14 protein-coding genes and 1 riboswitch are annotated in these 18,500 nt (G+C 56.0%); of the genes, 10 read left to right on the forward strand and 4 right to left on the reverse strand.

Annotation, left to right across the window (positions count from 1 at the left end; genetic code table 11):
• Positions 1-7: 7 nt before the first annotated feature.
• The gene (locus tag KORM41_RS21960) at positions 8-292 is read right to left on the reverse strand and encodes a hypothetical protein (protein ID WP_231727362.1); all 285 of its coding nucleotides are present in this window, start codon (positions 290-292) and stop codon (positions 8-10) included.
• A 258-nt stretch (positions 293-550) separates the two neighbouring features.
• A riboswitch (glycine riboswitch) is annotated at positions 551-654 on the forward strand.
• Positions 655-807: 153 nt separating this feature from the next.
• On the opposite strand from KORM41_RS21960, the gene gcvT reads away from it, so the two are divergent.
• The 6 genes from gcvT (at position 808) to KORM41_RS20740 (ending at position 7,386) form a co-directional block, all read left to right on the forward strand.
• Complete coding sequence (gene gcvT / locus KORM41_RS20715) at positions 808-1,941, forward strand: glycine cleavage system aminomethyltransferase GcvT (protein WP_068153109.1); 1,134 nt, start codon at positions 808-810, stop codon at positions 1,939-1,941.
• A gap of 24 nt (positions 1,942-1,965) precedes the next feature.
• Complete coding sequence (gene gcvH / locus KORM41_RS20720) at positions 1,966-2,337, forward strand: glycine cleavage system protein GcvH (RefSeq protein ID WP_068153111.1); 372 nt, start codon at positions 1,966-1,968, stop codon at positions 2,335-2,337.
• A gap of 59 nt (positions 2,338-2,396) precedes the next feature.
• Complete coding sequence (gene gcvPA / locus KORM41_RS20725) at positions 2,397-3,746, forward strand: aminomethyl-transferring glycine dehydrogenase subunit GcvPA (RefSeq protein WP_068153114.1); 1,350 nt, start codon at positions 2,397-2,399, stop codon at positions 3,744-3,746.
• Positions 3,746-5,281, forward strand: a complete 1,536-nt coding sequence (gcvPB, locus tag KORM41_RS20730) for an aminomethyl-transferring glycine dehydrogenase subunit GcvPB (RefSeq protein ID WP_068153117.1) — start codon at positions 3,746-3,748, stop codon at positions 5,279-5,281. Before gcvPA ends, gcvPB begins: the two co-directional genes overlap by 1 nt.
• Before the next feature lie 122 nt (positions 5,282-5,403).
• Positions 5,404-6,603 carry an EAL domain-containing response regulator gene (locus KORM41_RS20735; protein ID WP_068153120.1) on the forward strand — a complete coding sequence of 400 codons (1,200 nt, stop codon included), beginning with the start codon at positions 5,404-5,406 and terminating at the stop codon, positions 6,601-6,603.
• Positions 6,604-6,708: 105 nt separating this feature from the next.
• Positions 6,709-7,386, forward strand: coding sequence for a nitroreductase family protein (locus KORM41_RS20740; RefSeq protein ID WP_068153124.1), 678 nt, complete (start codon positions 6,709-6,711; stop codon positions 7,384-7,386).
• An 80-nt stretch (positions 7,387-7,466) separates the two neighbouring features.
• Here KORM41_RS20740 and KORM41_RS20745 read toward each other — a convergent pair whose 3' ends face one another.
• Positions 7,467-8,060: a MarR family winged helix-turn-helix transcriptional regulator gene (locus tag KORM41_RS20745; RefSeq protein ID WP_068153127.1), complete on the reverse strand. Its 594-nt coding sequence runs from the start codon at positions 8,058-8,060 to the stop codon at positions 7,467-7,469.
• Between the two features lie 148 nt (positions 8,061-8,208).
• Here KORM41_RS20745 and KORM41_RS20750 point away from each other — a divergent pair, with 148 nt between their 5' ends.
• Positions 8,209-9,318, forward strand: a complete 1,110-nt coding sequence (locus tag KORM41_RS20750; RefSeq protein ID WP_197421350.1) for a PA0069 family radical SAM protein — start codon at positions 8,209-8,211, stop codon at positions 9,316-9,318.
• 78 nt (positions 9,319-9,396) lie between these two features.
• Here the strand turns inward: KORM41_RS20750 and putA are convergent, their stop codons facing one another.
• The gene (gene putA / locus KORM41_RS20755; protein WP_068153129.1) at positions 9,397-12,558 is read right to left on the reverse strand and encodes a bifunctional proline dehydrogenase/L-glutamate gamma-semialdehyde dehydrogenase PutA; all 3,162 of its coding nucleotides are present in this window, start codon (positions 12,556-12,558) and stop codon (positions 9,397-9,399) included.
• Between the two features lie 294 nt (positions 12,559-12,852).
• Between putA and KORM41_RS20760 the strand changes: the two genes are divergently transcribed.
• The 3 genes from KORM41_RS20760 (at position 12,853) to KORM41_RS20770 (ending at position 17,236) form a co-directional block, all read left to right on the forward strand.
• Complete coding sequence (locus KORM41_RS20760) at positions 12,853-14,037, forward strand: DUF547 domain-containing protein (protein WP_082720117.1); 1,185 nt, start codon at positions 12,853-12,855, stop codon at positions 14,035-14,037.
• Between the two features lie 483 nt (positions 14,038-14,520).
• Positions 14,521-15,747: a DUF547 domain-containing protein gene (locus KORM41_RS20765; protein ID WP_068153134.1), complete on the forward strand. Its 1,227-nt coding sequence runs from the start codon at positions 14,521-14,523 to the stop codon at positions 15,745-15,747.
• 226 nt (positions 15,748-15,973) lie between these two features.
• Complete coding sequence (locus tag KORM41_RS20770) at positions 15,974-17,236, forward strand: DUF547 domain-containing protein (protein WP_197421352.1); 1,263 nt, start codon at positions 15,974-15,976, stop codon at positions 17,234-17,236.
• An 83-nt stretch (positions 17,237-17,319) separates the two neighbouring features.
• Here KORM41_RS20770 and KORM41_RS20775 read toward each other — a convergent pair whose 3' ends face one another.
• Positions 17,320-18,429, reverse strand: coding sequence for an NADH:flavin oxidoreductase (locus tag KORM41_RS20775; protein WP_068153139.1), 1,110 nt, complete (start codon positions 18,427-18,429; stop codon positions 17,320-17,322).
• Between the last annotated feature and the right edge of the window lie 71 nt (positions 18,430-18,500).

The following is an 18,500-nucleotide window of genomic DNA, read 5'->3' on the forward strand; positions in this document are numbered from 1 at the left end:
CGCGGGATCATGCGTGTGCTGGTGGGGCGCGAATGCTGCGCGACCGGACGGTCTCGCTGTCTGCCTGATGGGGCTGGGCGGTTGGTTCTATCCATTCTGCTCGGTCGTCGAAGGCGAAATCGGCCGTTTCCGCCATATCCATATCTGACGATTTCTTGACGATGGATGCTACAATACAGGGGTGGCCGTCATGCAGGTGGTCACTGTCGCCATAGGCACCGTTGTGGGCGGCGGCAAGGAATTGGGCCGCGACGAAAAACAGCGCAAGCAGCGCTATCAGGCGCCCCTTCATGCTTGTTTTCACGTTATTTGATTCGGCAAATGCCACCGTTATCAAACCCCTAGCCTGTAGAACCAATCGGAAAGATATCTATGCTATAGTATAGCGTTATTCAAGGTGGATTGCGACGAAATGAAAATAGGACGGGATGAAATGTGGCAGGTAGCGCTGATAAAAGCGATTGGGCGAGCAATTGCGTGATTGACTCTTAGCGCGCCGTCCGGCATACCGTCGCCAACACGTTACGCTGTATGCTTTATGGTATATTGCAGCAACCGTGCGGGAGAGACCAGTTACCTCTGATGGGTTTGACGGCTGGCGCCGAAGGAGCAACCGCCCCGGAAACTCTCAGGCAAAAGGACCGCACGGGCCATGTAACGCTCTGGAAAGCAGCTATCCGCGCAAGCGGGGCTCACCGACGGGGTAAGCCGGCCAGTTTTTGCCGGTCAAATCTCTCAGGTTCCGTGACAGAGGGGGCGCAATTGCCGGATTTATCCGGTACCATGCGCACGCGGAGACCATACCTGATGACTGATGAGACCCTTCTCAAGACCCCCCTTTATGACATGCATGTGGCTGCTGGCGGCAAAATGGTGCCGTTCGCCGGCTATGCCATGCCTGTCCAATATCCGCTCGGCATCATGAAAGAGCATGAGTTCTGCCGTGCGAAGGCGGGCCTGTTTGATGTGTCTCACATGGGCCAGTGCTACATTCATTCCAAAGATGGCAGTGACCCGGCCGCCGCGCTTGAGAAGATCATGCCGGGCGCGCTTCAGGTGTTGAAGCCGGGCAAGATGCGCTACACGCTACTCTTGAACGACGAAGGTGGTATCGAGGATGACCTGATGGTTACCCGCAGCCACGATGCTGAGGGTACGCTCTATGTCGTCGTGAATGCGGCCTGCAAAGACAAAGACTATGATATCCTTGAAGAAAAGCTGGGTGACCTTATCACCGTAGAGCCTCTTGAAGATCGCGCGCTGATCGCGCTGCAGGGCCCGAAGGCGGAAGAAGTGCTGGCAGAGCTGGCACCAGAGGCCGCAGGCCTTGGCTTCATGGAAGCAACCGCCATCACGCTTGAAGGCGTGGTTTGCTGGGTGTCTCGTTCTGGCTATACCGGCGAGGACGGCTATGAGATTTCCGTGCCTGAGAGCGAGGCTGAGGCCTTGTGTAAGCGCCTTTTGGCAAGCGACGATGTAGAATGGATTGGCCTTGGCGCGCGCGACAGCCTGCGCCTTGAGGTTGGGCTGTGTCTGTCCGGTCATGATTTTGACGCGAGCGTCACGCCGGTTGGTGCGAATGTAACTTTTGCTATTGGCAAGAAACGCCGCGAAGACGCTGACTTTGCCGGCGCTGACCGTATCCTCAAGGAACTGGCGGAAGGCGCAGCAAGCTCCCGCGTGGGCATTTTGCCTGCGGGCCGCGCCCCAGCACGCGAAGGCACTATCATCGCAGACATGGATGGCAATGAGATCGGCAAGATCACCTCTGGCGGTTTTGGCCCCACGTTCGGCGGCCCGGTTGCCATGGGCTATGTCCCGAAAGAATTTACGGAAGTCGGCACCGATGTGCAGCTTCTGATCCGCGGCAAGGCCCACCCGGCCAAGGTCGCAAGCACCCCATTTGTTGAGCAGCGCTACAAGCGCAAGCAAGTATCTTAAGCCTGGATTTTGGAGGATAGGCGCATGTTGAAATTTACTGAAGAGCATGAGTGGCTGGAAGTTGAAGGCGAAATCGCAACGGTTGGTATTACCGACTATGCCCAGAACGCCCTTGGTGACGTTGTATTCGTTGAACTGCCGGAAGTTGGCGCGTCATACGAAAAAGGCGACGAAGTAGCTGTTGTTGAATCCGTGAAGGCGGCTTCTGAAGTTTACGCACCGCTGGCTGGCGAAATCGTTGAAGTTAACGAAGCGCTTGAAGGCGAGCCTGGCCTTGTGAACAGCGCGGCCCTGGACGCTGGCTGGTTCTTCAAGATCAAGATCGCCGACGCTGGTGAGCTTGACGACATGATGGATGAAACAGCCTACGCTGAATTCATCGAAGGTCTGGAATAAGACACCCTGAGCGCTGGCCGTAGGCTGGCGCTTTTTTGTTACCTCAAGGAGTATGTGGCATGCGCTACTTGCCGCTGACCGCCACCGACCGGCAGGCAATGCTGGATAAAATCGGTGTTCGTCATGTTGATGAACTGTTCAAGGATATCCCGAATGATGTCCTGAACCCGGAAATTGATCTGCCTCGCCACAAAAGCGAGATGGAAGTGGAGCGCTACCTGTCGCGCATGGCCGCCAAGAATACGGCTGCCGGCAGTGTGCCGTTCTTTGTGGGCGCGGGCGCTTACAAGCACCATGTGCCGGCGACCGTTGACCACATGATCCAGCGCGGTGAGTTCCTGACGGCCTACACGCCGTACCAGCCGGAAATCGCGCAGGGCACGCTCCAGTATATCTTCGAATTCCAGACCCAGGTAGCGCAACTGACCGGCATGGATGTGGCCAACGCCTCCATGTATGATGGTTCTACCGGTTGTTCGGAAGCCGTGATGATGGCGCGCCGCGTAACCCGCAAGAAGAAAGCCATCCTTGCCGGTAGCCTGCATGCGCATTATGCGTCTGTGGTGGCAACCACCACCCAGTTCACCGATGACGTGATCGAGCGCCTGGCGCCAAACCCTGCGAACCCAGAGGCGGAACTTCAGGCTGCGATTGACGCGATCGACGCCGACACAAGCTGCGTGGTGTTCCAGAACCCGGGCGTGTTCGGCAGCGTGCTGGACCTGCGTCCGCTGGCTGAAAAGGCCCATGAGCACAAGGCGCTGTTGATTGTTGTTGTCACCGAAGTGATGTCGCTTGGGTTGACCCAAAGCCCTGGCGAAATGGGTGCGGATATCGTGGTTGGCGAAGGTCAATCCATCGGTAACGGCCTCAACTTCGGCGGCCCATACCTTGGCCTGTTTGCCACCAACCAGAAGTTTGTGCGCCAGATGCCGGGCCGCCTATGCGGTGAAACGGTTGACGCTGACGGCAAACGCGGCTTCGTGCTGACGCTGTCGACCCGCGAGCAGCATATCCGCCGCGAAAAAGCCACATCGAACATCTGCACCAACTCTGGCCTTTGTGCGCTGGCCTTCACCATCCACATGACGCTGCTGGGTGAAAAAGGCCTGCGCGGTGTGGCGCTGGCGAACCACAAGGCGGCTGTTGACTTGCGCGACGCGCTCAAAGGCGTTGACGGCGTGGAAGTGCTGAATAGCACCTTCTTCAACGAACTCTCTGTGAAGCTCAGCAAAGACGCGGCAAGCGTTGTTGACGCGCTTGCGGACAAAGGCATCCTTGCAGGCGTTCCCGCCTCGCGCCTCTATCCGGGCGAAGGCCTTGAAGATGTATTGATCCTGGCGGCCACGGAAACCGTGTCTGCAGATGATATCTCGGCTCTCGTGGCCGGTCTGAAGGAGGTCCTCTAATGTCCATGAATAATCAAGGGCGGCCGACCTCTACGGGTGCCGCAACAGAAAATACAGATTTTGAGAGCTTCTCCGGGCACAAGGGCCTGCGTCTTGCCGAGCCACTGATTTTCGAGCTGGGTTCGACCGAGACTACAGGCGTTGATGTGCCGGAAGTGGGCGAGTTCGAGATGGCCATTGGTGGCCTTGAGCGTACGTCGGAAATCGGCTGCCCAGGGCTTTCGGAGCCGGATACAGTTCGTCACTATACGCGTCTGAGCCGCCGGAATTACGGCATCGACATGGGTGTCTTTCCGCTTGGGTCCTGCACCATGAAGCATAACCCGCGCCTCAATGAAAAGATGGCGCGTCTGCCGGGCTTCAGCGATATCCACCCACTGCAGCCGAAATCTACCGTGCGCGGTGCGATGCAGTTGATGGACGAGTTGAGCCATTGGCTGTGCACGCTGACAGGCATGCCTGCTGTTGCGCTTTCACCAAAAGCTGGTGCGCACGGCGAGCTTTGCGGTGTGATGGCCATCCGGTCAGCGCTGGAAGCACGTGGGGACGCCCGTGAGGTGATCCTGTGCCCTGAAAGCGCGCACGGCACCAACCCGGCGACGGCGGCTTTCTGCGGCTACAAGGTGAAGGCGATCCCGGCTAAAGATAATGGCCGCGTGGACCTTGAAGCGCTTAAGGAAGCGCTTGATGACACCGTAGCTGCCGTTATGCTGACCAACCCGAACACCTGCGGTCTCTTTGAGAATGAAATTCGCGATATTGCGGACGCCATTCACGCAGCTGGTGCCTTCTTCTACTGTGACGGCGCAAACTTCAACGCCATCATGGGCAAGGCCCGCCCGGGTGACCTGGGCGTGGACGCCATGCACTTCAACCTGCACAAGACCTTCTCCACACCACACGGCGGTGGCGGCCCGGGTTCTGGTCCGGTTGTCTTCTCCGACGCGCTGAAGGCTCACGTGCCGGTGCCGTTTGTTGTGAAGACGGATGACGGCTTCGACCTGGTTGAGGACGCGGACGACAAGTCCATGGGCCGTCTGGTTGCTTACCACGGTCAGATGGGCATGTACGTGCGGGCGCTCAGCTACATGCTCAGCCACGGTGCTGACGGCATCCGTCAGGCTGCGGAAGACGCTGTTCTGAATGCCAACTATGTGCTGGCGTCGCTCGGTGATGTGATGACGGCCTCGTTTGATGGCCCTTGCATGCATGAAGCGCTGTTTGATGACCGTTTCCTGAAGGACACGGGCGTGACCACGCTTGATTTCGCCAAGGCGATGATCGACGAGGGCTACCACCCGATGACCATGTACTTCCCGCTTGTGGTGCACGGCGCGATGCTGATCGAGCCTACTGAGAGCGAGAGCAAGTTCAACATGGACCAGTTCATCGCATCTATGCGCGGTCTTGCAGGTGAAGCCAAGGCAGGCAACGTGGACCGCTTTAGTGGCGCGCCATACCATGCACCATGGAAGCGGCTGGATGAAACGCAGGCTGCACGGAATCCGGTGCTGCGCTACAGCCCTGAAGAATAAGCTGAATTTCAGCTTTGAGTGACACAGCTGCCCGCCGGGGAATGATCCCTCCGGCGGGCAGTTTTCTTTGACGTTTGACCGAATGGTGATAACTTCGACAGCAGTCGGGGACAGGAGGTTCTGTGAGTAAACGCATTCTGGTTATTGATGATACGGCCACGACCCAGCAGGCTCTGGCAAAGCATTTGCCAGCCAGCGACTATATGATTTCCGGTGTGTCGGGCGGCGATCAGGCGCTTGATATCCTGAAAACAGAGCGTTTCGACATTATCGTTACCGTGATTGATGTGCCGGGTATCAAGGACTATGGCATCCTGCGCATTATCTCTGACCTTGACTGGGATCCGGGTGTGATCCTTTTGAATAATCTGGACGCGCGCGCCAACCAGGAAGCGCGCGAGCAGGCCATGGCCTACAGTGTCAATGTGCTTGCGACCCTCTCGAAGCCAATCAATGCAGACCTTTTGACGGCGGCGCTTGAAGACATTGCCAACACACGCGCAGGCGTGGCCATGGGCACGGAAACTGTGCTTGAAGAAGCCGAATTTACCCGTGGCCTGATGACAGATGGCCTCGCGCCTGCGTTCCAGCCGAAGCTGGACCTGAAGGCCAAGGCCGTGATGGGGGCTGAAGTGTTCGCGCGCTGGAAAACACCCTCAGGCAGCTTCCTGGGGGCAGGGGCGGTGGTGAAGGCCGCTAATGAATATGGCCACATGGATGTGCTGACATACCGTATGCTTGAGCTTGCGATGCAGCAGCAGGGCCGTTGGCGCAAAGAGGGTCAGGAAGTGACCCTGTCGATCAATGTGACATCTGAGAATCTGCGCAAGCCCGATTTCGCCGAAGTGGTGGCGGGCCTTGCTGACCAGTTCGATATTGCCCCAGCCATGGTGCGCCTTGAGGTGACAGAATCTGATCTGGATATCGATGCCAAAGTGCCGCTTCAGGTGCTGGCGCAGCTTCATAAAGACGGCTTTGGTCTGGCGCTAGACGACTTCGGCGCTGGTTTTGCACCGCTTCTGATGCTCAAGGAAATTCCGTTTGATGAGTTGGTGATCGACCGTCAGTTCCTCAGCCGGGCTGTGGAGGATGAAAAGGCGCGCATCATTCTTGAAAGCGCGATTGATCTTGCCCACAAGCTGGATCTCAAATGCACCTGCGAAGGCGTTGAAACGGAAGATCACCTGAAAATGGTTGCCGACCTGGGGGCGGACTATGCCCAAGGATATCTGTTTGGCAAGCCCATGTCAGCAGGTGAATTCCTGATCTGGATCGAGGATTTCAAGGACGGCGTCCTCAAGGTGCCGGGCATCAGCAGCTAATCCATCTTTCGGGTTCCATGGTCTTTGGGTAAAGCATTCTTGCCGGTCAAATAGTATTGCATATGCAATAAACATGATGTAAGTGCATTTTCAAGGAGAATTGAAATGCAGCCACACGACAGTTTGCCGCTGAGCGACTTTATCGAATATCCACAGGATGAAATGCGTGCCCGCGCACAGGCGTTTTATGACGAGATCAAGCGCCGCCACACGGTGAGGGATTTTTCAGACCGGCCGGTACCGAGAGATATTATCGATAACTGCCTCAGGGCAGCTGGCACGGCTCCGTCTGGTGCTAACCACCAGCCGTGGCATTTTGCCCTGATCGGTAGCCCAGACGTGAAAGCCCAGGTGCGTGAGAAGGCAGAGCAAGAAGAACGCGCCTTCTATAACGAAGGCCGGGCTAGTGATGAATGGCTCGATGCGCTGTCGGCCCTTGGTACTGATGCGCACAAGCCTTATCTGGAAACCGCACCCTGGCTGATCGCTATTTTTGCACAGCGTCGCGGCGGTGTGGAAGCAGGCATGAGCCGCAAGAATTATTATGTGCCGGAATCGGTTGGGATCGCCACCGGGTTCCTGATCAGCGCCCTTCATCATGCGGGGCTCGCGACGCTGACGCACACGCCGAAGCCGATGAACTTCCTGAATGAGATTTGCGGTCGTCCGGCGGATGAGCGCCCCTATATCCTGCTGGTCACAGGATATCCGGCAGAAGGTGCAACGATCCCCGTACACGCAACCATCAAAAAGCCGCTAGAGGATATCGTCTCATATCTCTGAGTTGTTTGGCGTCCGTGCCTTCGCCCTAAGGGAGGCATAGTGACCGGGGAAAGCGGCTTTTCACTTGGCAGGGCAGGGCGTCAGTTCTCCCTGCCTTTTTTATACCAGCGGATCAGTTCGCGCTGCTCAGCAGGAATATCTTCACCCTTCTCCAACCGTTTGATTGCCTGCCCGGCCAGCAGCTGTTCCGTCTGGTTCTCGATCCGGGCGAGCATGTCAAAAAGGGCCTCTTTTTCGGACGCTGTGATGGCAGCGTCAATGGCACGGGATCGCATGTCGATGGCATCGGCTATGGCCCTGTATACCGCTATGCCTTTTTCTGTCAGGACAAAATTCTTAGTGCGCTTGTTGGTGGCATCGGCTTCCACATCAACCAGCCCCTTGCTTCTGAGCACTTTGGAGGCCCTGCTGACCGTATAGCTGTCCATGCGGCTCTGGTAGGCGATATCAGCCCCGTTGATCGGCATATAGGAGCCGATGTTGATCAGCACCCGCATCTCGCGGGCCTCAAGGTCGGATATTTCGCGGATGTGTATGTCGCGGGGTAGCGCCAGCAGGTTACTCACCGTCGCGATACGGAAGGGCAGGTGTTCAAGAAGGTCGAGCGGCAGGTCGATCCTGTCGGTCAGCCGAAAGACTCGCTTCCGTGCAGCAGAAACATTCTTGTTTTTCATGCATGCCCTTTTTTGATTTCCAAGTGTGTGCCCTTAGATCACCCATACTAAGTATCTGTTTTGCCGTGTCAAACCAAAGCGGAGAGGGATGGTTGTTAGGCGATTTTTCTCTATTGTTCCTGTTTTGTTCTCATGGTATTATGATGTTATGACCAAAGCGCAACATACCGGTATGGCAACGGCCTCTCCCTGGCTTCAGCGGGGACGTGGTGCAGTATCGAACGCGACAGGGCGATTTGAGAGCCTGAAGCGGGTGCGGTCTCATGATGGCTGGCTGGGGGAAGAACCCACCGAGACACTTCGCACCAGCGTGACAGAGGAAGATGCCAAACATATCCTGATAAAGAACAATTCACCCGATATACCTTTTGATCGTTCCATCAATGCCTACAGGGGGTGCGAACACGGTTGTGTCTATTGTTTTGCCCGCCCAACGCACGCGTTTCTGGGGCTTTCGCCCGGCCTGGATTTTGAAAGCAAGTTGTTCGCCAAGCCAAATGCAGCAGAGCTTCTGAAGCAGGAGATTTCCAGGAAGGGCTATGTGGCCAAGCCCATTGCCATGGGCACCAACACGGACCCCTACCAGCCGATTGAGAAAGAGCGTCGCATCACCCGCGAGCTTCTCAAGGTTCTGATGGAACATGATCATCCGGTGACGATTGTGACCAAATCCCGCCTTGTGGTGCGGGATCTGGATCTATTGGCGCCGATGGCGGAAAAAGGTCTGGTGAAAGTGGCGCTTTCGGTCACCACGCTTGATCGCAAACTGGCGCGCGCCATGGAACCGCGGGCGAGCACGCCGCAGCGGCGGCTCGATGCCATCAGGCTGCTCTCTGACGCTGGGGTGCCAACGGGGGTGATGTTCGCACCTGTGATCCCTGCGCTCAATGATCATGAAATGGAAGCTGTGCTTTCGGCTGCAGCCCACGCAGGCGCAAAAGAAGCGGGCTATATCCTCCTTCGCTTGCCACTGGAGCTGACGGACCTGTTCGAGGAATGGCTGGATGAACATTACCCCGACCGCAAGAGCCGGGTGCTGAACCGCCTGAAGGAACTTCGCGGCGGTAAGCTGAATGATCCCCGCTTCAAGCACCGCATGAAAGGAAGCGGCTTTGAGGCCGATCTGATGCGCCAGCGCTTTACGAACCTGTGCCGCCGCCTGCGGCTGAATACTGAAAAGCTTGAACTGGCGACCGATCAGTTCAGGAAGCCAGTCCTGGAGGGCGGGCAATATAACCTGCTGGACGCGTTGCGCTGATCATGGAGCGCCTGACAAAGAATAAGCCCGACGGAATCGCCGGGCTTTTGTGTTTATTACCGAATAAGGTCCAGGCCTCTATTCCTCGTTCAGCGAGAACAGTTCGGCGTTGCCGCCAACGGCAGCTGTGTTGATCGTCAGCGTGTGTTCTGCTGCGAAACGAAGCAAATAATGTGGGCCACCCGCCTTGGGGCCGGTACCCGACAGGCCTTCGCCACCGAACGGCTGCACACCTACGACCGCGCCAACCATATTGCGGTTGATATAGGTGTTGCCGATGTTGGTTTTCTCGAACAGTTCTTTCCAGCGGCCTTCCAGGCGCGAATGCACACCGAACGTCAGGCCATAGCCAGTGTCGCCGATCTGCTTCAGGACATCGTCCATCTCAGCCGCCTTGAAGCGGATGACGTGCAGGATCGGGCCAAAGTTCTCGCGTTCAAGTTGGTGCAGACCTTCGAGCTCGAAAATATGTGGCGCGAGGAACGTGCCCGCCTCGGCTTCCGGTTCCATCTCTGCTTTGGCGACCAGTTTGGCTTCTTTTTCCATGCGGGCGCAGTGGTCTTGCAACCCCTTAAGCGCTTCCTTGTCGATGATTGGGCCAATGTCTGTTGTCAGTTTGGCTGGATCACCGATCACGCGCTCCTTCAGCGCCCCTTTGAGCATATTTATCACCTTATCGGCGACACTGTCCTGCACAAACAAAACGCGAAGGGCCGAACAGCGCTGACCTGCAGAACCGAAAGCGGATTGGATGACATCGTCGCTGACCTGCTCTGGCAGGGCCGTGCTGTCCACGATCATGGCATTCTGGCCGCCTGTTTCAGCGATCAGCGGTGCGATGGCGCCGTCCCGGTCTGCGAGCGTGCGGTTGATGATCTTGGCGGTCTCAGTGGAGCCTGTGAAGGCTACGCCTGCGATGCGCTCGTCGGCTACCAGTGGCGCGCCCACACGGACGCCGTCACCCAGAACCAGATGCAGCACATCGGCCGGAACACCAGCCTTAAGAAACAGTTTTACAGCGTACCAGGCTACGAGCGGGGTTTGCTCTGCCGGTTTTGCGATCACGGCGTTGCCGGCAGCGAGCGCAGCCGCAACCTGGCCCGTGAAAATGGCCAGCGGGAAGTTCCAGGGCGCAATACACAGGAAGGTACCACGGCCCGAAAGGTGCAGCTGGTTCTTCTCGCCGGTTGGGCCGGGCAGGTTGATTGGCTCACCGAACTGCTCTTCCGCGCGGGCGGCATAGTAGCGACAGAAATCAACGGCTTCGCGAACCTCGGCGATTACATCAGACAGGGTTTTGCCTGCTTCGCGTACCAGCAGGTCGGCGAAGGTGTCACGCTCAGCCTCAATCGCGTCACCCATGGCGCGCAAAATTTTCGCGCGTTCTTTACCGCCCAGGCGATCCCAGTCTTTCTGCGCAGCTTGTGCGCGCACTGCTGCGGTTTCAAGGTCTTCCGGGCGGGCTTCACGGGCCGTGCCGACCACTTGTGCCGTATTGGCAGGGTTGATCACATCAGTCGGTTCACCGCCCACGTCCATGCCAGCAACGATGCTCGCGGCCTCATATTTGTGAGATTTGCGTTCTTCAAGGGCAGCCATCAGCGGCTCATACTGGGTGCGGTCCATAAGATTGCATCCTTTGGAATTTTTGCGTTCATCGCCATAGATGTCATCAGGCGTCGGGATCAGCGTGTGGCGCAGCGCCGGGGCGTCTGCAATTGCCTCAATCGGATCGCCGGCGACTTCCTCGACCGGGACTTTCGCGTCCATGAAACGGTTTACGAAGCTTGAGTTGGCGCCGTTTTCAAGCAGGCGGCGTACAAGGTAAGGCAGCAGGTCTTCGTGCAGGCCTACGGGCGCATAGGTGCGCGTGCGGATGGTGTTCCCCACAACCTTGCTGGCAGCCTTATAGAGAAGCGCGCCCATGCCGTGCAGCTTCTGGAACTCATAGCGCTTGCCTTCCGCCATCTTGGCGATGCAGGCAATGGTGTGCGCGTTGTGGGTGGCAAATTGCGGGTAAATAGCGTCCTGCGCTTCAAGCATGCGGGCAGCTGTATAGACATAGCAGATGTCGGTGGACGGCTTCCGGGTAAAGACGGGGTAATCGTCGAGCCCAAGTTCCTGAGCATGCTTGATTTCCGTGTCCCAGTAAGCGCCTTTTACCAGCCGAACCGCAAACTTTCGTTTGTTTTCGCGTGCCAGAAGAATCAGCCAGTCGATCACATAAGGTGCTCGTTTCTGGTATGCCTGGACGGCAAGGCCAAGGCCTTCCCAGCCTGCGAGGTCCGGGTCTGACGCCAGCTTTTCAAGAATTCGCAGGCTGATATCCAGCCGATCAGCTTCCTCGGCATCGATGGTCATCTGGATATCATATGATTTCGCACGCAGTGCCAGTTCCTTCACGCGGGGGACCATCTCGGCCATAACCCGGCTATCGCTTGTTTCCTCATAGCGTGGGTGAAGCGCGGAAAGCTTGATCGATACGCTGGAGCGGTCGTGCGGGTCGGCGCCATCTGCTTTCGTCGCAGTACCCACGGCATCGATCGAATCCATATAGAGCTTAAAGTAGCGGTCCGCAGCAGCCATGGTGCGTGCGCCTTCGCCAAGCATGTCGAAGCTCATCATCTTGTGTTCAGGCGGTTGCTTGGACTGGCGCGACAGGCCTTCCTTGATATTTCTGCCAAAGACAAACTGGCGGCCCATGATTTTCATGGCCTGGTTAACAGCTGTACGGATTACCGGTTCGCCAGTGCGGGATACAAGGCCTCGAACCCATTTTCCTGGGTTTTTGGTGATGGTCTTGTCTAACTTAATCACACCGCCTGTCAGCATCAGCGCCCAGGTAGAGGCATTGACGAACAGGCTATCAGACCGGCCCTTGTGCGACGCCCAGTCCCCCGACATGATCTTTTCGGCGATCAGTTTGTCCTGCGTTTCCACATCGGGCACGCGCAGTAGGGCTTCGGCCATGCACATCAGGGCCACGCCCTCTTGGTTGGACAAGCCAAACTCAGCCAGGAAAGCGTCCAGGCTGCCTTGTTCTTCCTTCATGGCGCGCGACTGGGCAACGATAGCTGCAGCCGTAGCCGTGGCGTCGCGGCGGGTTCGGTCGTCCAGCGGGAAGTTCTCAATGAGGTCGCGCACGGCCTCTGTCTCGTCACGCAGGTATGCTGCGCGCAAGGACTGCATTGCGCTTGGCCGGTCTTGTGCCGGTGGGGGCGAAATTCGAAGCTTGGCCATAACTGTTTCCCTCTACCACACTTCGTTACATATAATATTTTGTATCCAATTTTGATTGTTGGATTTGACTCCCCCATAACGCCAAAAAAACGCGCTGGGAAGTAGATTCGTAATCCCGCGCCCGATTGCTTCAAGAAAAGTAGGATTCAGCGGGATTTTCACGCTTCCCTGATCTTATTTGCATCTAATGGTGGACAAATATCCTTAAAACGGGATATTGACGATTATAAATGATATGTAATACTATATCATAATTGAATAAGAACATGAGACTCGTAAATTTAGGGGGTAGGAATGATTTTAAGATTGGTCTCGTTGCTGATTGTCATTTTGGTCGTCGTGGAGCCGCCACTTCGGGCATCTGATGAAAGCGGTGTGCCGACGCAGTTCCAAGGACACACACCCGGTTCCAAGTTGACCATCAACTATGATGACTTGACCACTGTTCTTGAAACCACGGTTATGAGGGCGGGGCAGTCAGACCGGCGTGAGGCGCCGACTGCGCGACCGGCGGCAGGTAGTCGCATCAAGCGTGGTAACTCAAAGCCTACGCGGCTTGAGGGCAACCGTGTCGACTTTCACGTATTCCTTGGTGGCAATCTCAAGATGATGCAGCGTCTGAGAGACGATATAGCTGCGGTGCCATCTGTGTTACCGCTTGGTGATTTGAACAAGGATGAGCAACTGGCTTATTGGCTGAACCTTTATAATGTCACGTTGATTACGCAGATCGGAAAGATCTTTCCGGAAACAAATTTGCGGAAGTTTTATCCCACGCTATGGGATGAAAAGGTGATCACCGTTTCGGGCATCCCGATGTCTCTGAATGACATGCAGCACAAAGTCATTATTCCAAAGTTCAAGAACCCTCTTGTTATGTACGGCATGTTCCAAGGCGTTGTTGGCAGCCCGAATATCCGCCGCCGGGCCTTCGAAGGACGCAATGTCTGGGAAATGCTGGAGCGCAATGCGCGAGAATTTGTCAATTCCAACCGAGGCGCCCGCTACAAGTGGGGAAAACTGCGCGTGTCGGAATTTTATGAGATCAATGCCGCTTTGTTCCCCAATTTTGAGCAGGACTTGAAGCGCCACTTGTACAAGTACGCATACGCAAGTTTCCGCGATAAAGTGCGGGAGGCGAAAAGTCTGCGGGCGGATATCGATGATTGGTATGTGGCTGACCTTTATGGTGGGAACCGGGCCATTTCCAGCGCCAACACCAATGGTGCGGCCATGCTCATGTCGATCAAGTCAGGCGCTAGCGGGGCTGGCGGGTCTGGCGGTGCTGACGGCGGCGCCATCGAATCTGCCTGGTTCATGAAAATGGACACCCTGAACATGAACCGTACACGCTTCCCAATTCATGTGGTGGAGTATCTTCACAAAAAGGAAAAGCGCGACCGGAAAACGCGGGTGGGCAATGTGGAGGTTGAAGAATATGAAACTCCGGCAGACGAAAGTGGCACCCAGGACAACTGACCCTGTCAAGGTCTGATAAAAAACCCAAGCACGGCGCCTGCTGCGCGGTTGGTCCAATCTGGATCATCCCTGCGGCGGGCGTCATTGGTTTAGGATGCGCAAACCTTGGTTTTCCTTAGTGTGTCGCTATCGCATCAAAAATACTTAAAAAGATTATGAGGTTGACCCTTTGTGCCTATGTCTTGGGTTCATGGGCTGGTTGCGGTTGCTTGGTCCATTATACTGCCCGACTTGTTTTTATGCGGGGCATGGATTGTTCTGAGTATGGCTGCGCCGCCGAGGGGGGAGTGCGTGCGCTGTCTGTTTTTCTGGACGCCGACTTTTGCTATCATCAGGCATAGGGCGCGTCACCAACATCTCCTCTAAGGTCCTTATTGCCGCACGGCACGAGGGGCGCGAGAAGCGAACAGCGGGGAACCTGTCCAGCAAAGAAGCTGCAAGCTGTTTCCTGCCGTATGAATACTAAAGACATGGGGAACAAATATGCGTTTCATGACATTTGCCAAAACGGCCGGATTGGTTGCCTTGTTGGCAATGGCTGTAGGGGGCTCAAAAAGTTTCGCGGCTGACGAACGCGGTGTAATGAGCCCTTTCAAGGGCGATGATCCAAACTCCGAACTGTCGATCAATTATGATGACCTGTCTGCCCTTCTGGAGCAAACGGTGCTCGACACTGGCATGTCCGACAGAAAAGAGGCGGGAAAGGCCCGCCCCACCGCGGGGTCACGGATCATCCGGGGTAGTACCAACACAACAAGGCTAGAAGGTAACCGTATCGATTTCCATTCCTTCTTGGGTGATAACCTTGAAGTTGTGAAAGGATTGCGGGATGATTTGGCGAAAGTGCCCAGTGTATTGCCGCTAAACCAGCTTACACGCAAAGAGCAGCTGGCCTATTGGCTGAACCTTTACAACATCACCCTGATTGCCCAGATTGCAGAAATCTTTCCAGAGACCAATCTGAAGAAATTTTACCCAAGTCTTTGGGATAAAAAGGTTTTGACGGTTGCCGGCGTACCGCTTTCGCTGAATGACATTCACCATAAAATCCTGATCCCGAAGTATAAGAACCCGCTGATCATGTATGGCCTTTTCCAGGGTGTTATCGGTGGCCCTAATATTCGGCCCGAAGCCTATACTGGCCGTGAGGTTTGGGATCAGTTGAAGGACAATGCGTTCGAATTTATCAACTCAAACAGGGGCGCATTCGTTCGAGAGCGTATCCTGCGGACCTCTTATTTCTATGAAATCAATGAGGCCCTTTTCCCCAACTTCGACCGGGACGTGCGACGTCATATTCTTCAGCATGCGAAAGGGCATTTCGCTGACAAGATCACCAACGGTTCAAGCGTTGTCGGGACCGGCCAGAGCAACTGGTATATCGCCGACCTTTATGGGGGCAATCGGTCCAAGGGCAGCGCCAACACGAATGGAGGTGCACTTCTCTTGGCATTTCGCACTGGTAGCGGTGCCGGGGCGGCAGGTGATGCTGGCGGTGGTGCCGGTGGCGCAATCGAGTCCGCCTGGATTGGCAGCCTCACCAGCAAGAACATGTATCAGGGGCGTTTCCCGATCCACGTGATCGAATACCTGAATAAACAGGAAGTCCGAAACAAGAAGTCTCGCACGGGCGATGTCACGATTGAAGAATATGAAGACGACCAGCGTATTCAGGGGCGTGACAAGGAAACTGACTCTGACGGCAGATAAGCTGTCATGAAAACACTAGCCCGGGCAGTCGGTTGCCCGGGTATCTCGCCAAAAAGCCCGCACGCCGACCTGCCAGCAAACCGTCGGATATAGTGATGGGCGCGGGAAAAACCCGCCAGTTTGATTACACAAAAACAAACATGAGAGCGATCACGACCAGTTGAAGCCTGCCCAGAGGCATGGCGCGCAAGCGCTATTCCGGGCAGTCAATAGGAGGAGCATGACCATGAAACTTAAGCGACTTCCACAGGCAATAAGGGTTGGTACATTCGCCCTTTTTGCTGCGATCATGGCCCCGCCATCCCTGGCTGGGGAAGCGACCGTGCCAGCACAATTCCGCGGTGACAGCCCGGCCCCAGATTTTTCGATCAAATATGATGACTGGGATGCGATGCTGTCGCAAACGGTTCTGGATACAGGCATGTCTGACCGTGTTGAAGCATCCAAAATGCGCCCCCGCGCAGGCTCCCGCATCGTGCGTGGCGGTGGCGGTACTACCCGCCTCGAAGGCAACCGGGTGGATTTTCACGCCTTTCTTGGCGCCAACCTGGAGGTTCTTCGAAAGCTTCGAGATGATTTGGCCAAGGTGCCTGATCTGGCCCCCTTGAACCTGTTCAATCGTAATGAACAGCTGGCTTACTGGCTCAATCTTTATAATGTCACGCTGGTGACACAGGTTGCTGAAATATTCCCCGAAACCAACCTGAAGAAGTTCTATCCTGAAATCTGGGATGCCAAGGTTCTCAATGTTTCCGGTGTGCCCCTCTCGCTGAATGATATTCATCACAAAATCCTGATTCCGAAATACCGTGACCCTCGCATTCTTTATGGTCTGTTCCAGGGTGTGATTGGTGGGCCGAACCTAAGGGATGAGGCGTATGAGGGCTACCGCGTTTGGCAGCAGCTTGAGGCTAACGCAAACGAATTCGTCAATTCAAATCGCGGGGCGTTCGTGCGCGAGCGTATTCTCAGGACCTCTTATTTTTACGAAGTGAATGCAGCCCTGTTTCCTGATTTTGATCGTGACCTGCGCCGCCATATTTTAAAATATGCGCGCCCCAGCTTTGCAGACAAAATCCAGGATGGTTCCACGGTAGTGGGGACCGGTCAGAGTAACTGGTACATCGCGGACCTTTTTGGCGGGAACAGGGCCAAAGGATCGGCGAACACCAACGCGGGCGCCTTGTTGCTTGCGTTCCGCACTGGCAACGGTATTTCTGATGGCGAAAGTGGGGTGACCCCTGCGACAGGTTTTGATGGCAATGCCCAGCCTATGGATGGTGGGGCAGGTGGTGCCGCTGGTGGTTCAGTGCAGACCGCGTGGTCGAGCAACATTGAACAGCAAATGATCAGTGTGCGGTTTCCGTCCCACATGACCGAATACCTTCGGAAAATACAGATGCGGCGTATCAAGGAACTGCGGGAAGGAACTGTTGGGATCGAGGAATATGATCAGGAACCCGAAGAGGACGAACCTGCTGACAGCTGATGACTTGAAGGCGGGCAAGAGTATGGCAGGAAAAAAGGGCGCCCGCATGGCGCCCTTTCGCGTGTGTGCCTGCAGGCCAAAGGTTACGCCAGTTCTTTGAGCATTTCCTTGCTGTAGGGTGCTAGGTCCGCATCATCAGCCGCCTTGATCCTGTTCGCCCAGTCAGGGTTTGCAATCAACGCCCGGCCAACAGCGACCAGGTCAAACTCACCGCGTTCAAGCCGGTCGAGCAGGTTCCTGAGGCTGGCGGGCTTTGCGTCCATAAAGTCTTTCTGTCCTTCTTCGGTGAAGGCGGTGTCCAGGCCCACGCTACCCACTGTGATGGTGGGTTTGCCTGTCAGCTTCTTGGTCCAGCCCGCGAGGTTCAGGTCGCTGCCTTCAAATTCCGGCTCCCAGAAGCGGCGGGTAGAGCAGTGGAAGATATCCACGCCTGCGTCTGTCAGAGGCTCAAGGAACTGCTGAAGCTCCAGCGGGTTCCCGGCCAGCTTCACTGAATAGTCCTGCTGTTTCCATTGGGACCACCTGAGGATCACAGGAAAATCTGGGCCAACCTCCTTGCGGATTGCCTTGATGATCTCAGCAGCGAAGCGGGTGCGGCCGACATAGTCGCCGCCCCATTTGTCCGTCCGTTCATTGAGGCCGCCCCAAAAGAACTGGTCCACCAGATAGCCGTGAGCACCATGGACCTCAACGCCGTCGAACCCAATGGCTTTGGAGTCCGCGGCTGCTTTGGCAAAAGCCGCGATCACATCCTCGATGTCATTTTCCGTCATCTCATGGCAGCGTTTCTTGCCTGGCATCACAAGGCCTGATGGGCCGTGGCCTGGGACTTCCGGGTCTGGCTCAACACCGGGGCGGCGGATAGAGCCCACATGCCACAGCTGCGGCATGATCTTGCCGCCTTCTGCATGGACGGCATCCACGACCTTCTTCCATCCCGCAAGCGCGTCATCGCCATAAATAAAAGGAATGTTAGGGTAACCGTTCGCAGCCTTATGGCCCACGCAGGTACCTTCTGTGATGATCAGCCCAACGCCGCCTGCGGCCCTCTTCCGGTAGTATTCCACATTCAGGTCGTTTGGCACATTTCCAGGCGAAAACCCCCGGGTCATTGGCGCCATGACAATACGGTTGTCGAGGCTTAGGTTCCTGGATTTGAACGGCTTGAAAAGCGCCCCAGCAGTCTCACTCATACTTTGTCCTTCGCATAGTCGGGCTGATCTAGTGAGATGCCAGCCCCGTAACAGGTTCTGAACTGAGGTAG

Source organism: Kordiimonas lipolytica, from assembly GCF_001550065.1.